This is a genomic window from Actinopolymorpha rutila (genome assembly GCF_013407855.1).
Lineage (GTDB): Bacteria > Actinomycetota > Actinomycetes > Propionibacteriales > Actinopolymorphaceae > Actinopolymorpha > Actinopolymorpha rutila.
Genome location: NZ_JACBZH010000001.1, coordinates 4,329,937 through 4,345,106, shown reverse-complemented (window position 1 = coordinate 4,345,106; position 15,170 = coordinate 4,329,937). Strand labels below are relative to the sequence as shown.

Annotated in this window: 11 protein-coding genes; 6 read left to right on the top strand and 5 right to left on the bottom strand. The window is 68.1% G+C overall.

Features of this window, described 5'->3' with window-relative positions; translation table 11 throughout:
* Positions 1-57: 57 nt before the first annotated feature.
* On the bottom strand, positions 58-705 hold the full coding sequence (locus F4554_RS19350; RefSeq protein ID WP_179788871.1) for a GntR family transcriptional regulator: 648 nt from the start codon (positions 703-705) through the stop codon (positions 58-60).
* 161 nt (positions 706-866) lie between these two features.
* Here F4554_RS19350 and F4554_RS19345 point away from each other — a divergent pair, with 161 nt between their 5' ends.
* From F4554_RS19345 to F4554_RS19335, 3 genes are read left to right on the top strand one after another with little or no spacing between them, the layout of a single operon-like run.
* Positions 867-2,066, top strand: a complete 1,200-nt coding sequence (locus F4554_RS19345) for an amidohydrolase (RefSeq protein ID WP_179788870.1) — start codon at positions 867-869, stop codon at positions 2,064-2,066.
* A 32-nt stretch (positions 2,067-2,098) separates the two neighbouring features.
* Positions 2,099-3,448, top strand: a complete 1,350-nt coding sequence (locus F4554_RS19340; protein WP_202889368.1) for an MFS transporter — start codon at positions 2,099-2,101, stop codon at positions 3,446-3,448.
* Positions 3,449-3,460: 12 nt separating this feature from the next.
* The gene (locus F4554_RS19335) at positions 3,461-3,994 is read left to right on the top strand and encodes a DinB family protein (RefSeq protein ID WP_179788868.1); all 534 of its coding nucleotides are present in this window, start codon (positions 3,461-3,463) and stop codon (positions 3,992-3,994) included.
* Positions 3,995-4,253: 259 nt separating this feature from the next.
* Here F4554_RS19335 and F4554_RS19330 read toward each other — a convergent pair whose 3' ends face one another.
* The 4 genes from F4554_RS19330 to F4554_RS19315 form a co-directional block, all read right to left on the bottom strand.
* Positions 4,254-7,037 carry a bifunctional YncE family protein/alkaline phosphatase family protein gene (locus F4554_RS19330; RefSeq protein WP_179788867.1) on the bottom strand — a complete coding sequence of 928 codons (2,784 nt, stop codon included), beginning with the start codon at positions 7,035-7,037 and terminating at the stop codon, positions 4,254-4,256.
* 353 nt (positions 7,038-7,390) lie between these two features.
* Positions 7,391-8,173, bottom strand: a complete 783-nt coding sequence (locus F4554_RS19325) for a nucleotidyltransferase domain-containing protein (RefSeq protein ID WP_179788866.1) — start codon at positions 8,171-8,173, stop codon at positions 7,391-7,393.
* A gap of 135 nt (positions 8,174-8,308) precedes the next feature.
* Entirely contained in the window at positions 8,309-9,142 is an 834-nt protein-coding gene (locus F4554_RS19320; protein WP_337796105.1) for a TolB family protein, read from the bottom strand.
* Positions 9,143-9,264: 122 nt separating this feature from the next.
* Complete coding sequence (locus F4554_RS19315) at positions 9,265-10,017, bottom strand: IclR family transcriptional regulator domain-containing protein (protein ID WP_179788864.1); 753 nt, start codon at positions 10,015-10,017, stop codon at positions 9,265-9,267.
* A gap of 136 nt (positions 10,018-10,153) precedes the next feature.
* Here F4554_RS19315 and F4554_RS19310 point away from each other — a divergent pair, with 136 nt between their 5' ends.
* The 3 genes from F4554_RS19310 to F4554_RS19300 all read left to right on the top strand — a co-directional run bounded on the left by F4554_RS19310 (position 10,154) and on the right by F4554_RS19300 (position 15,153).
* Complete coding sequence (locus F4554_RS19310; RefSeq protein WP_179788863.1) at positions 10,154-11,515, top strand: MFS transporter; 1,362 nt, start codon at positions 10,154-10,156, stop codon at positions 11,513-11,515.
* A 10-nt stretch (positions 11,516-11,525) separates the two neighbouring features.
* Positions 11,526-13,142, top strand: coding sequence for a sulfatase-like hydrolase/transferase (locus F4554_RS19305; RefSeq protein WP_202889367.1), 1,617 nt, complete (start codon positions 11,526-11,528; stop codon positions 13,140-13,142).
* 103 nt (positions 13,143-13,245) lie between these two features.
* Positions 13,246-15,153: a DUF3472 domain-containing protein gene (locus F4554_RS19300; RefSeq protein WP_179788862.1), complete on the top strand. Its 1,908-nt coding sequence runs from the start codon at positions 13,246-13,248 to the stop codon at positions 15,151-15,153.
* Positions 15,154-15,170 lie beyond the last annotated feature (17 nt).

The window sequence follows — 15,170 nt, the reverse complement described above, 5'->3', positions numbered from 1 at the left end:
CTTCCGCGGCCCCCATGCCGGTCCCCAAGTCGTCGAAGGCGGGAAGGGGGACAGCTGTCACGGTTGTCGGCGGGTCGGCTTACGCGCTCGAGCCGCCGCCGCGCGGAGATGGCGGCGGGCGAGGGCGGCGGCGGCTTTCGCGTCGCCGGACTCGATGGCGAGGTAGAGCTCCAGGTGCTCGTCGTACACCGGTTGCAGGTCGTCGTACTGGCCGAGCAGCCAGCGCATCCGGCCGGCGAGCGAGGAGGAGATCTCGGCCAGCAGCGAGTTGCCGCCGGCTTCTGTCATCGCCTCGTGGAAATCGGCGGCGGCGCGTCGGGCGGTGGTCGCGTCCTTGCGAGCGGTCGCGCGGCCCTGGGTGTCCAGACAACGCTTCATGCGGCGCAGCGCGTCGGGGTCGCGGAGCTCGGCGGCGCGGCGGACGGTGAGTGGCTCGAGCGCGAGACGGACCTCGTTGAGCTCGTCGACGTCGCGGTCGGTGAAGACCCGGACGGTCATCCAGCTGTTACGCCGGGGGACGGCCAGGCCCTCGACGGCCAGGGTGTGCAGTGCCTCCCGTACCGGAACGCGGCTGATGCCGAGCTCGGCGGCGAGGTCGCGTTCGACGAGACGGGACCCCGGGACGCGAACACCGTCGACGATCTGTTCGCGCAGGACCCGCGCGACCCGCGCCGACTCGCTCTCGTCCTCCGTCCGGTCGCCCATTGCCGCATCGTATCGAGGTCGCCGGCCCCGCAGCGGTCCGCAACGGTCTTCCCCGATCTCGTCCGCGGTTCGGTCGACCATGCAGTTTGGTATACCATTCCCGGGGTGTCGTCGGCGCGGTGGTGTGTCCTGTGGCGGCCGTGGAGAAGAGGAGGCAGCGGGTGTCCCAGATCGTCCTGCGTAACGTCCGTCCGTGGGGCGGAGACGCCTGCGACATCCACATCGACGGCGGCTCTGTGGTGGCGGTCGAGCCGGCCTCCGGTACGGCTGTGCACCAGGCCCCGGGCGCCGATGGTGAGGTGATCGACGGCCGGGGGCTGCTCGCGATTCCGTCGTTCGTGAACGCGCACGCGCACCTGGACAAGACCTGGTGGGGCAAGCCCTGGGTGCCCTACGGCGGCGAGCCCGGCACACAGGGCCGGATCGCTCATGAGCGCGCCGTCCGCGGCGAAGTTGGCGTTCCCGGCCTCGAGAGCACGACCGCGCTGGTGCGTGAGCTCGTCCGGACCGGTACGACCGTGTTCCGCAGCCATGTGGATGTCGACCTGGGCATCGGCCTGGACGGCATTCAGGTCGTACGCGAGGCTGTCGCGGCCGTCGACCCGGGCCTCGCGCTCACGGTGGTGGCGTTTCCGCAGGACGGCGTCCTGCGTCGCCCGGGTGTGCTCGACCTGCTCGACAGGGCAGCCGCGGAGGGCGCGGACCTGATCGGTGGGCTGGATCCCGCTTCGATCGACCGCGACCCGGTGGGTCAACTCGACGCGCTGTTCGACCTCGCGGAGCGGCGAGGCGTCGGGCTGGACATTCACCTGCACGACTCGGGGGAACTCGGTGCGTTCGAGTTCGAGCTGATCATCGAGCGTACGAAGGCCACCGGCATGTCCGGTCGGGTCACCATCGCGCACGGGTTCGCCCTGGGCGATGTTCCACCGGCCCGGCAACGGGACCTCGTGGAACGACTGGCCGGCGCGGGCGTCTCGCTCACCACCGTCGTACCGATCACGGCGCCACCGCTGCCCTTCGACGAGCTTCGGAACGCCGGCGTGCCGGTCGGTCTCGGCTCCGACGGGATCCGCGATCTGTGGAAGCCGTTCGGGGACGGCGACATGCTGCGGCTCGCGGGGACGTTAGCCCGGCTCGCCGGGTGGCTGTACGACGAGGACCTCCGCTCCGCGGTGGAGATCGCGACGTGCGCGGGTGCCGGGTTCGGCGGCCGGGCCGTTCACGACCTCGTACCCGGTGCCCCGGCCGACATCGTCCTCCTCGACGCGGAGAACCTCTCGGACGCCGTGATCCGCGTGCCATCGCGCGACACGGTGCTCGTCGGCGGACGGGTGGTCGTGGGTCTAGGCGCCCGATGAGCCGGACGAGCCCGACGAGGCCGACGAGGCCGATGAGATGGCCTGGCTCGCGCCGGTCCTCCGCGCCCGGCAGGGGGTTGTTCTCTTCACTGCGGCGTTATCCGGCGTTCCGGTTGCTGTGGTTCTCGAACCTGTTCTTCTTCGGTGGCGCGTGGACGCAGACCCTGATCCTCGGCTGGTTGGTCTACGACCGGACCGGGTCGGAGTTCCTCCTCGCGGTCTTCACCGCGGCCCGGCTCGCGCCGATGATGTTCGGGCCGATCAGTGGTGTCGTCGCCGATCGCCACCACCGGCCGACCCTGTTGCTCGTCGCCGCGGGGTGGGCATTCGTCGCCGTCGGTGTCGTGGCCGCGTTGGCGTCGACGGGCCACCTGCCGTACTGGGGAATCGTCGTCGGCGGTCTGTGTATCGGCCTCGCGCAGTCGCCGTCGCAACCGGCCCGGTCGACGCTGGTGATGGATCTCGTCGGGCGCGAGAACCTGAGCAATGCCAACGCGCTCAACTCCATCGTCATGAACATGACGCAGATCATCGGCCCGGCCGTCGGCGGCGTAATGATCAGCGCCTTGGGGCCCTCCACGGCCCTGTGGATCTCGGCGCTGTGGTTCCTGCTGTCCTGGCTCCTGCTGTGGCCCCTGCGCCATGTGGGCAGCGCGTCCGCGGCGGTTCCGGCCTCGGTGGCGCACCGTCGGCCGGGCGAGTCGATCTGGGGGTCGCTCGTCAGCGGGTTGCGCGCGGTGATGACGAACCGCCTCGCCGCGGCGGCGTTGCTCGTCACGCTCGCCGCCAACATCACCCTGTGGCCGCTCTACCAGTCGTTCATGCCGGTGTTCGCGAGGGACCTGGGCCTCGACGCGACCGGGCTCGGCTGGCTGCTCACCTGCGGCGGGATCGGCGGACTCGCGGGGTCGCTCGTCATCGCGGGCCTGGGTGACTTCCGGTTCAAGGGTGGCCTCTTCGTCGTCGGCACGGCGATCTGGGGAGTGCTGTGGACGGCCTTCGCGCTGTCCCGGTCGGTACCGCTGTCCTTCGTGCTGCTGGGCCTCGGCGGGTTGGCGAGTTCGGCGTTCGGTGTCCTGCAGACGACGCTGCTGTTGATGATGACCGAGCCGGCGGTGCGAGGTCGCGTACTCGGTCTGCAGGAGTTGACCATCGGCGTCCTGCCGCTCGCCACGATGGTGCAGGGAGCCACCGCCTCGTTCTTCGGCGTACGAGCGACGGCGTTCGTCGGGGCGCTGTCCTTGGTGGCGTTCCTGCTCGTGTTGGGTGCGCGCGTACCGGACCTGCTCCGTTACAGCGGCACGGATCGCTCGAACTCACCGCCTCCGACCCACCACCTCAGGACCGGTTCGGCACACGTCCCGGTCTGCGACCGCGAGTAGGCTGAGCGAACTATGCCCGAGATCGACCTGCTGCTGTGTGAGTACGACCGTGCTCGCGCCTACACCGACGAGCTCTGGCGTGACCTCGCCCTGGACGAGGTCACCTGGCGGCCGCACGAGAACTCTTCCGCGATCGGGTGGCACCTCGGCCACCAGGCCCACGTCGCCCACTTCATGGTGCGCAACCTGACCGCCGCCGAGCCCAGCCCCGACCCTGCCCTGGACCCGATCATGGACTCTGCCAATCCCGAACCAGGCAGAGGAACGCTGCCCGACCTGAGGCGACTCGCCACCTTCCGTGAGAACGCCGCCCGCAGTGTCCACAAGCGCATCGGCGACATCCGCGACGGCAACGTCGGAGCGCCGGCCCAGTTGGCGATGGTCGCGAAGGTCGTGATGGCCGCGGTGATCAACCACGAGTACCAGCACAGCAAGTGGATCAGCGAGGTTCGCGCCCGCGACCTCGGCCACGACCTACCTGACCTGCCCACCTCGGACCTGCTGCTGGAACTCGACGGCTACCTGGTCTGCAACCTCGGCATCTGACTGCGGATGTCAGGCGCCGGCCGCGGCGCCGGCCAGCAGGGCAATGGCGAGAAGTGCCACTAACAGAAGAGTCACGTGCTGCACCGTCTCACGTGGACCGAGTCCAGGAGGTGAACCCAGCCCGTACTTTCCGGGTCGGTACGGACCGTAGTCGGTACGGTGCGCAGATCTCAGGTGCCCAGCGATGAGCGAGCTTTGGTGGAACACCATCGGCCCGCCGGAGAACTCCGGCGGGCCGATGGCTGAGGACTTGCGGAGGTCAGCCGTCGTAGTCCGGTGACGGCAGGTAGCGGCCGGGCACCTCGGCCGGGCTGAGGATCTTGTGCTCGCTCGGGTAGGGGGTCCGCCACCCGTGCGCTTCGTACCAGGTGAAGTGGTCCATCTGCTCGGGGTTGGCGTAGTCCGGCGCCGCCTTCGGGCCGGTCAGGTGCTGCTGCTTCCTCCAGGCTCGCCAGAGGTTGGCGACGTGCTGCTTGTCCGCGGGCACTGCGGCTGTCGGTGCCTGTGCCGGGGCGAGCGGGGCGTACTTGGGAGCCACCTCGTCACTGCCGCAGGTGGGCTGGGTCGACAGTCCGTAGGTGAGCGGGATGCGGTTGGGTACGGCGGTGAAGGGGGTGTTGTCGGCCGCATTGGTGAACGCCCTGTGCATGGGGGTGGCGGCGCTGTCCTTCTGGTTCATCGGCGTGATGCCGAGGATCTGCTCGATGGTGCGGATCACGGTGATCTGCGTGTAGTAGTGGCTGTCGACGGTGTGCCGCTGTGCCCAGGGGCTGATGATCTGTACCGGGCCGCGGGCGCCGTCGACGTGGTCGACGCCGTTCTGGGTGTCGTCCTCGATCGCGAAGATCGCGGAGTCCTTCCAGTACTTGCTGTGGGAGATGTGGTCCACGATCTTGCCGACGGCGAGGTCGTTGTCGGCGACCTGGGCGATCGGGTTGGGCGGGCCGCCGGTGTGGTCGCTGGACAGCCACATCATGTTGAGGTCGGCCGGCCCGTTCGTGTCGAAGTCGCGCTTCCAGATCTCGTAGCGGTACTGGTCGGGGATGCCGGTGTCGAAGTGCGGGTACTTGTGGACCGTGATGTCGTTCAGTGACGGGATCGGCGAAGAGGTGTAGGTCGAGATGGCGGTGTCCGCACCGGTCTCGGCCATGTTCTTGTAGTCGCAGTAGTAGTCCTGCCAGGTCGTTCCGGCCGGCTGCGTCATAGTCGGGTTGTACTCACCGAAGACGCGCGCGGTCTTGCCGGCGGCCTTGGCGCCGGTCCACAGGAACCCGGACCGCTGATGACCCAGGGCGTCGTTGTTGGAGCCGTAGCTTCGTTCGTACTCGCCTGCCTGGGACTCGGTGTACTCGGGGTTGTCGGCCTGCATGAGCCAGTTGTGGCCCTCGGCGGAGTTCGTGCCCACGTCGTAGGTGTTGTCGTACAACCCGAACTGCTGCGCCAGGGCGTGCTGGTTGGGCGTCACGTTCGCGCCGAACTGCGCCAGCGACGGGTCGCCGTTGCCGCGCGGGTCGTCCCCGAACACCTGGTCGTAGGAGCGGTTCTCCTTGACGAGCAGGAAGACGTGCTTGATGGTCGACTGATCGCCGAGTCGCTTTGGTACCGGGACCGGCGGCACGTTGCCTCCGTCGCGTTCCTCGACGGACGTGTTGTCCCAGCCGTTCTGGTGGATGACGTTGTCCGTGGTGTCGGCGATCACCGAGTCGTCGGGTAGGGCGAACCGTTGCAGGGTGCCGGTCGAGGCGTGGGTGTTGTGGCCGGTGGCCGGCTCGGTGCCCGGTCCCTTGGCGATGGTGCGCAGGGGCCCGCGTGCGCCGATGCCGCGCAGGTTGGTGACGAGGACCTTGTCGCCGGTGGTGGTCGTCACGTTCTGCGGGTAGTAGTCCGTGGGAAGCAGGCCGACGTAGCTGACCGGCTCACTGGGGCTGGTGTAGCGGTAGACGGCGAGCGCGTTCGCCCGGCCGAGGGTCACCAGCAGGTGACCGTCCTTGGTGAGGGTCACGCCGTTGGGGTGGTAGCCGACCTTGGCCTTCGGCCAGGGTTGGGTGGTGATCGTCTGAACGACCTTGTCGGTGGAGGTGTCGATGACCGACACCTGGTCGCTGCCGGTGTCGGTGACGAAGAGCGCCCCGTTGGCGGCGTGCAACGCCGTGGGGTGCAGGCCGACGTCGATGCTGTCGATGTCGGCGGACGGGTCGGCCACGTCGATGACGCTCACTGTGCCGGTGGTCGTGGCGCCGGTGTCGGGGTCGGCGGGCACCTGCGTGCCGTAGGAGTTGAGTGTGCTGTCGCCTGCCTTCGCCGGGCGGCCACCTTCGTTGCTGACATAGAGTCTGCGACCGATCAGGACCATGTCGCGTGGGGCGTTACCCACGGCCCAGCTGTGCTGGATCGCACCGGTGGTGGGGTTCATGGCCACGACCCGGTTCTGGCCGTTGACGGCGGCGTACAGGGTGGATCCGTCAGGCGAGTACACCGCCTGCGCGGGTGTCGCGTGCTTGGCTCCGTTGGCCGGGATGGCGATGAACGTCGGTGCGCCGACGGTGCCGTCGGCGTTGACCGGGAAGCGGTCGTAGCCGTTGATCTGCGGCATCCACAGCGTCTTGCCGTCGGGGGAGTACGTCGGTCCCTCCTGGCCCACGTTGTTGTTGCTGATGCGCAGGTCGGCGGTCGGGGAGGTGCCGGCTTGCTGGATGACCTTGTAGGTCTGCAGGTCGACGATGGTCAGCGCGATCGCCTGGTCGGTGGTCAGTGCGGCGAGGTGGCGACCGTCAGGGCTGATCGTGGAGGCGAGCAGCTTTCCACTGTCGACGAGCAGTCGGTCGCCGATCGGCTTGACGGTCTGGTCGCTGGGCAGGACGGTGCCCTGTCCGGTGGTCTGCCCGACCTGGCTGGTGCCGAAGGATTCGGTGGAGGCGTACGCCATCCCACCGCCTGCGAGGGCGAGGGTGGCGGCGCCGGCCGCGATGACGCGGATCCGGCGGCCGGCGGAGCGAGTGAAATGATCTGCTCTGTTGCGTCGGCGTTTGCGCCTGACGTGCATGAGTCGTCCTCTCGGAGAGCTGGGCAGCAGGCTTGCGTATCCCGCAGAGCTGGTCAGAGGTTCGGCGCGTCCTGGTGGTCGCGCTGCTTGCTGTGCATTGCAAGATCACCGAACCGCAGCGGCACGGTAGTGGGCACCGATGGCCTGAACAGGAACGACAAACGAAGACGAGATGTCCGCCCCGCTTGAAAAATAGTTACTCAGGCCCTGACTTCGAATTGTGGTGTCCGTGTCCGGCCTCACGTAGTTCCTGCAACCGGTGGCCGCGAACGGGTGCGATCCGCATGCGCCGCGCAGGCCCTCTGCCGGCCCACCGCACCATCGCCGCTGAGGGGATCAGCGCGCCTGCGCCATCACAGCTGTTCGATGCGGCTGAGGACCGCAGGGGCCATCGGGTGATGGGGGCGGGAACGACCGGTTCGGTTCGCCCAGACGTCGAGAGCCTGGACGTAGAGCGCGGTGGTGGCGCGTAGTCCGCGCGCCAGTTCGGCCGGGTCGTCGGAGGCGGGAAGAGCCTCGTGAAGCTGCCGTTGCACAGCTTCGGAAAGGGTTGTTTCCATGGCGTTCGGGCTCGCGCCCAGCAGCGGGACGATGCGCTCGTAGGAGAGGCTGGCGAGGCCGCAGCGGACCATCCAGAACTGTCCGCGGCGGAGTCGGCCGGCGAGGTACTTCAGCCACACCCAGGTGGGGCCGTCCTTGATGTCGGCCTCGGCGGGACGCGGCTTCCAGTCCACGAGGTCGGCTCGAAGCCTGTCGGCCAGGTTGTCCCGGTCGGAGATGGTCACGAAGCCGTCTGCCACGCCGCGCCACGGCTCCGCGTGACCCTCGTCGATCGTCAGGTCGAGTTGCACCGCGTCGGCGCGGTACGCGGCGTAGCGGTAGGGCCGCTGCCACGACAACTCCCCGGACAACACCACCGGGCCGGCGAGGATTCGCCCGGCCCACTCCTCGCGCTCTGCCCACAACGACTCACGGCTACCGGTGCCGGCGACGACCAGCAGGTCCAGATCCGACCACTCGTCGGCCTGCCCCTGCGCAACCGATCCATACACGAACGCAGCCGAGACACGCTTCTCGGTCCCGCACCACTCTCGTGCGCGTTCGGCCAGTTCCTCAGCCGGGCACCTGGCTCCCATCCGTACGTGTCCTCCTCGAAGACGTACGCCTATTCGTGAATGGGATCACAAACCGGGGATGGTGCGCGGCCAGTCCGGATACGGCCGCTCGCGACGATCTGGCCCACCGATGAGGTCGGCGACCAGGGCTGAGGCTCAGGTCTCGATCGGGTAGGCCATGTAGGCGATGCGGGTGCTGTCGGGTGACCAGCTGTTGACGTTCAACGATCCTTGGCCGCCGAACAGGGCGTAGCTCTGGACGGGCCGGTTCCAGTCGTCCACGGCGACCAGCCGGATCTCGACCGGCAGGTCGGCAGGGTGGCCGGTGGTTCCGAGAGGGAAGGCGATGTAGGACGCCCAGCGTCCGTCGGGTGACAGATGCGGGAACCAGTCGACGGTGGCACTGGTCGTGAGTCGTTGTAGCGGGCCGCCTCCGTCAGGGATACGGGCGATCTGGGCGTGTCCTGGGGTCGTCCTGGTGAAGGTCTCGGTGTTGAAGTAGATCCAGCGTCCGTCCGGTGACCACTCAGGTCCGTCGAGGTGGCCGGGACCGGTGTCGAGGACGGTGACGGTGTGGTCGGGGTTGAGGATCGCGAGTGCTCCGGGTTGGGCGAAGTCGTCGATCTGCACGTAGGCGAGCCGTTGGCCGTCGGGGGATACACCGTGCAGGAAGTGCCGCTTGCCGTCGTTCGGGGTGAGCTGGGTGACCGATCCGCCGGCCAGCGGGCCGCGGTAGATGTGGGTGTCCGTCGCGGAGAGGTAGATGTGTTCTCCGTCGGGGCTCAGGACGTGATCGTTGTTGAGGCTGATCGGCGGGTCGAGCACGATCCGATGGAGTCCTTGCTCGGGGTGGTGGACGTCGAGCGTCCACGCGGCGCCGTCTCCGTTGACCACCAGGTGTCGGCCGTCGTGGATCCAGTTCGGTGCCTCGATCAGGATCTCGTCGGTCTGGAACAACAGTTGTGGCGCGGAGAGGTCCGGCCCGGCCACCCACACCTGCGATCGCTGGCCGGCGCGGAGTGTGCGGTGCTGAGACCTCGCTCGTCGGGCGGTGTCCTGTCGATCGGTGGGCGGTGTCATGGCGGTCCTCCAGTCGGGGTCCGAGAGCGACATCAACCTAGCCAGCCGAGTTCGGCGCTGATCGCGTGCCCGGCGTCGATCACCTGCGGACGTAGCAGAGTGATGACCTCGGGAGTCATGCGGATGGTGGGTGAGGTGACCGACACGGTGCCCACCAGGTCGCCGGTCGAACTGCGGATCGGCGCGGCGAGCGTGCTTACCCCGGGCAGGGTCTCCTCGATGGCGACCGCAAAGCCCTCGCTACGGGCCTGTCGTACAAGCTCGATGAGGGTGTTCGGCTCCGGCGGGTTGATGGGGGAGAGGTCGGCGCGACGTTCCGCGTGTGCGATGCGCTGCACGTCGGCCTCGTCGAGTTCGGCCAGCAGGAGCCGGCTCGGTGCTCCGGACCACAGGGGAAGAGGTCTGCCGATCTCGAACATCGCCCTCAGTTCCGAGGCGCTCTCGACCTGGTCGATGTGGATGACCTGGTCGCCGAGGCCCACCGAGAGTCCGACGGTTTCTCCGGTGGAGTCGCGCAGCTTGGTCATGTGCGGCAGCGCGGCGCTGCGCACGTTCAGCCGGCGCTGGTAGGCGGAGCCGAGCGCCAGCGTCCGAGGCCCCAGCCGGTATCGCGCCGTGCTCGGGTCCTGGGAGGCGAGGTTGAGGTCGACCAGTTCGCGTAGAAGTCGTTGGACGGTGCTCTTCGACAACTCGGCGTGTTGCGCCACCTGCCGGATGCTGAGCTCGGTTTCCGCTACGCGGAGGACGTCCAGTACGCGCACCGCGCGATGCAGCACCTCGATCACGTCAAACCTCCGTGGCAACTCGTTCGGAAACCAGCTGTGAGCCTTGACACACCTGGGGTCGGCGGCCATAAGGTCCTGTCCTATTTCATGGGCCCATGTCCCATTTCACGGGACACCCTAGCAAGGAGGCGCCAACGTGAGGACCGGGGACACGGGGCATCCCGCACAGATCAAGCAGGTCGCGGCCGCCAGCGTCATCGGCACTGTCGTCGAGTGGTACGACTTCTTCCTCTACGGGACCATGGCCGCGCTGGTCTTCAACAAGGAGTTCTTCCCCGAGGTCAGCCCGCTGCTGGGCACGATGATCGCCTTCGCCACGTTCGCCGCCGGCTTCGTCACTCGCCCACTGGGCGGCATCCTGTTCGGCCACTTCGGCGACAAGCTCGGCCGCAAGAAGATGCTCGTCATCACGATGATGATCATGGGCGGCGCGACGTTCCTCATGGGCGCGTTGCCGACCTACCACCAGATCGGCATGTGGGCGCCGATCCTGCTCCTGGTGCTGCGCATGCTGCAGGGCATCGGCCTGGGCGGGGAGTGGGGTGGTGCGGCGCTGATGGCGGTCGAGCACGCGCCCGCGAACCGCCGCGGCTGGTACTCGTCGTGGCCGCAACTCGGTGTGCCCATCGGCCTGCTGCTGTCGACCGGCGCGGTGACAGGGCTCGGGGTGTTCGGCGACGACGCCCTGGTCGCCTGGGCGTGGCGGGTGCCGTTCCTGCTCAGCTTCGTCCTCATCGCGGTCGGCTTGTTCATCCGGCTGCGGGTCGCCGAGACGCCGGGTTTCGAGGCCCTCCGTGAGGCCAACGCCCAGGTGAGCGTGCCGCTGGTCGAGGTGGTCCGCAAGCACCCCAAGGTGACGCTGCTCGGCATGGGTGCTCGGCTGAGCGAGAGCGTCACCTTCAACGTGTACAACGCTTTCCTGCTCACCTACACCACCGTCGTGCTGGGTCTGTCGAAGTCCGTTGCCCTCAACGGACTGCTCATCGCTGCGGTCATCGGCATGGTCGTCATCCCCTTCGCGGGTGGGCTCTCGGACCGCTACGGCCGCCGGATCGTCTTCGGGGCCGGCGCCGCTCTCGCCGCCGTCAGCGCGTTCCCGATCTTCTGGGCGCTGGACTCCAAGAGCACCGTCCTGATCTGGGTGGCGGTCATCGTGGGATGGGCCCTGGCGGCCTGCACGATGTACGGGCCGGAGGCCGCGTTCTTCGCCGAGCTGTACCCGACCCGGGTCCGCTACAGCGGCATGTCGCTGATCTACCAGATCGGCGTACTGCCCTCCGGGGCGATCGCCCCGTTGGTCGCCACCAGCCTGGTCAAGAAGTTCGACGGTGCATCGTGGCCCGTTGCGCTCTACGTACTCGTCATCGCCGTGATCAGCGTCATCAGCGTGCTGCTCGCCCCCGAGACCAACAAGCGGCAGGTGCACCCCGCCGGCGAGGAGGTTGGCGACGAGACCACGGTGAGCAGGAACCCGGCGCCGACTGCCGAGACGATCTGAGAGGAACGACGTGACCACCCAGACCCGCCCCCGTCCCGACATCGTGCTGGTGCTCGCCGACGACATGGGGTTCTCCGACATCGGCTGCTACGGCGGCGAGATCAGCACCCCGAACCTGGACCGGCTCGCCGCTCACGGCACGCGGATGACGCAGTTCTACAACACCGCACGCTGCAGCCCGTCGCGCGCGTCGCTGCTTACCGGCCTGCACCCGCACCAGGTCGGCGTCGGCATCCTCAACTTCGACGACAGCCCGGACGGCTATCCGGGCAACCTCTCCGAGCAGTGCGTCACCGTCGCCGAAGCGCTCGGTGGTGCCGGGTACCGCACCTATCTGTCCGGCAAGTGGCACCTGGCCAGCAACATGGACACCCCGAACGGGGCATGGCCGACTCGTCGTGGCTTCGACCGGGTGTTCGGCACCCTGGAGGGCGCCGGCAGCTACTACCAGCCCCGCACCCTGATGCGTGATGAGGTCGACATCGAGCAGGAGGCTGCCGAGAGCGACTTCTTCTACACCGACGCGATCACCGACAACGCCGTCGGGTTCATGCGCGAGCACGAACGCGACCACGCCGACGATCCGCTGTTCCTGTACCTGGCCTACACCGCGCCCCACTGGCCACTGCAGGCCCGTCCCGACGACATCGCCACCTACGAAGGCCGTTTCGACGCGGGCTGGGACCAGTTGCGCCGACAGCGCATGGACCGGCTGGTCGACGAAGGAATCATCACCCCCGACTCCGAGCTCTCCGTCCGGGACCCGCGGGTGCCGGAGTGGGAGCAGGTTGACCACAAGGGCTGGGAAGCCGACCGGATGGAGGTCTATGCCGCACAGATCCACCGCATGGACCGGGGCATCGGACAGGTCCTCGACGAGCTCGAGCGGCAGGGGCGGCTGGACAACACCGTCGTGATCTTCCTGTCCGACAACGGCGGCTGTGCCGAGGAGATGCCGCCGGACAAGGTCGAGGAGTTCGTCACGGCGTTCGTCCCCATGAAGATGGTGACCCGCGAGGGCGACCCGGTGGTGCCCGGAAACGTTCCAGGACTCACCCCCGGGCCCGAGTCGACGTACCAAAGCTACGGGCGCGCGTGGGCGAACCTGTCGAACACACCCTTTCGCGAGTACAAGCACTGGGTGCACGAGGGCGGCATCTCGGCACCGTTCATCATCGGCTGGCCAACCGGCCTGCCCGAGCCGAATCCCTTGTGCACCACCCCGTGCCAGCTCGTCGACGTCCTGCCGACCCTGCTCGAAGCGGCTGGTGCGGCCTACCCCGAGCAACGCAACGGGCAACCCATTCCGCCCGCCGAGGGGCGCAGCATGCTTCCGCTGCTGCGCGGAGAACCCGACGTCGACCGCACCCTGTTCTGGGAGCACGAAGGCAACAGCGCTGCCCGCCGCGGCCGTTGGAAGCTCGTGCGCAAGCACGCCCAGCCCTGGGAGCTGTATGACATCGAGGTCGACCGCGCCGAGGCGCACAACCACGCCGAGCAGCGCCCCGACCTGGTAGCCGAACTGAGCGCCGCGTACGAGCAGTGGGCACAGCGCGCCGGCGTCGTTCCCCGAGAGGTCGTCCTGAGCCTCTACGCCCGGCGCGGCCACGGGCTCCCCGAGGAGTAGAAGCCCAACGCAGGAAGCCACTCCGACCGATCCTGGACCGCTGATTGACGCACGTGGCCGGACTTTGGTTGGGTCGGTCAACCATCCCTCACGAGGAGTTCGGATGACTGGAGCAGGTCGTCTGGCCCGTCTTGGTGTTGCTGCCGGCCTGGCTGTCGGTGTCGTGACGGCCGGCCTTGCCGGAAGCGGTCCGGCCTCGGCGTCGCCCGGCGACTCACTCGCCGACATCCGCAACAACGTCTCGATCACCGACGCCTCCACCCATCAGCGTGGTCGACTCGACAGTGCCGGCAGCTCGTTCCGTGCCTCGGCGATGGCCGCGGCAGGGTACGGTCCCGGCGCGGACGTCAGCGTGGACGGCATCGGTTTCACGATGCCTGACGTCACGCCGGGCGAGCCCGACAACTTCACCCCGGGCCCGGCCGAAACCACGGTCGACGTGTCCGGCAGCGGCAACGCGATCGCCTTCCTCGGTACGGCGGGTGGCTTCTCCGGCCTCGACCTCACAGTGCACTACACCGACCGCTCCAGCGAACGGTTGTGGGTCGGGATGCCCGCCTACACCGGCACGGCGGCCGACCCACTCGACCTGTCGACGGTCGCGACCACCGTCGCCGGCCGCAACACTGCAGCGGCACCCGACGTTGATCTCGGAACCGACTACGCGGTCTTCACTGTCGGGGTGAACATCGACCCGTCCAAGACGGTGCGCAGCCTCACCATGGCCAGCATCGGTTCGGTCCATCTGTACGACCTGGAGGTCACCACCGTCGAGGAGCCGTTCGCGGTCGACTCGGTGCTGGGCCGGACTCCGCAGCCGGAGGACGACGGTGTGCCGTGCGATCCTCGGGTCGAGGGCAAGGAGGCATGCGGGCCCTTCAACTACTGGGAGAACGCCGATCCCTCGACACACCTGCGCTACTTCCCCGCCTCCGGGGTCGTGCCCGAAGGAGCGACCGCCTTCTACAACGAGATCACCGTGCAGTCGTCGGTTCCGTCGACGTACTTCATGACCAACGGCTACAGCGGCGGTTACTACGGCATCCAGGAACTCGACGACGGCAGCAAGATCGCGATCTTCTCGATCTTCGGCCCCAACCGGGGCACGGTGCCGGACGACAAGCTGACCTCGAAGGTGCTGTACCGGATCGGCTACGGCGACTTCGTGATCCACGGTGAGTACGCGGGCGGCCCGAGCATCCGGATCCCGTTCGACTGGAAGGTCGGCAAGACGTACGCGACCATGATCACCAACCAGCCGGATGCGACGCAGGGCAGTCATGCGCAGATCGTGACCGCCTGGCTGAACACCGAACCCGTCGGCCAACGTCCGAACTGGCTCAAGCTGATGACGGTCAGGACCGAGCGCCCGTCCGCGACGCCGCTTCAGATGACCGGGTTGTACTCCTTCCTCGAGGACTTCGTCCGCGACGGGTCGTTCACCGACGGCCGGGTTCGTCAGGCCGCGTACGGCAATGCCGCGATCTACCAGGCTCGCGGCGGATGGCGGCCGCTGGACCGGATCGGCTTCACCGGCCAACTCTCGGGCAAGTACACGATCCAGAACGACGCCTACCCGCTGCCGGGCGAGACCTGCGTGATCACCGAGAAGATCACCGGCGGCGACATTCCGTTCGCCGAGGCACGCAGCGGATACGGCACGATCTGGGACACTGCCAAGTGCGACCAACCCCGAAGGTTGCCGGCAACTTCCCTTGCCCCGTTGGGCATCAGGGCGCCGATCCAGCAGGCTACGACCTTCCTCGACGTCGAGGTGGCCTCTGCGAGCGATCGACTGTCGGTGGCGACCGAGCTGCTGGCCAACGACGAGCCGGTGCGGGTGAGCCTCGACGGTACGGCGGTCTCGGCTGCCGATCTGGCCGCGTCCTCGGCCGGCACTCTCGATGCCCAGATCACGCTGCCCGGCCCGCTGGCGCCGGGGGAGCACGCCGTCGAGGTGAGCGGCCGGAGCAGCAACCTGACCGGGAGCACCACCATCACCGTCAGGTGACCGACTTGTGGCTGCGA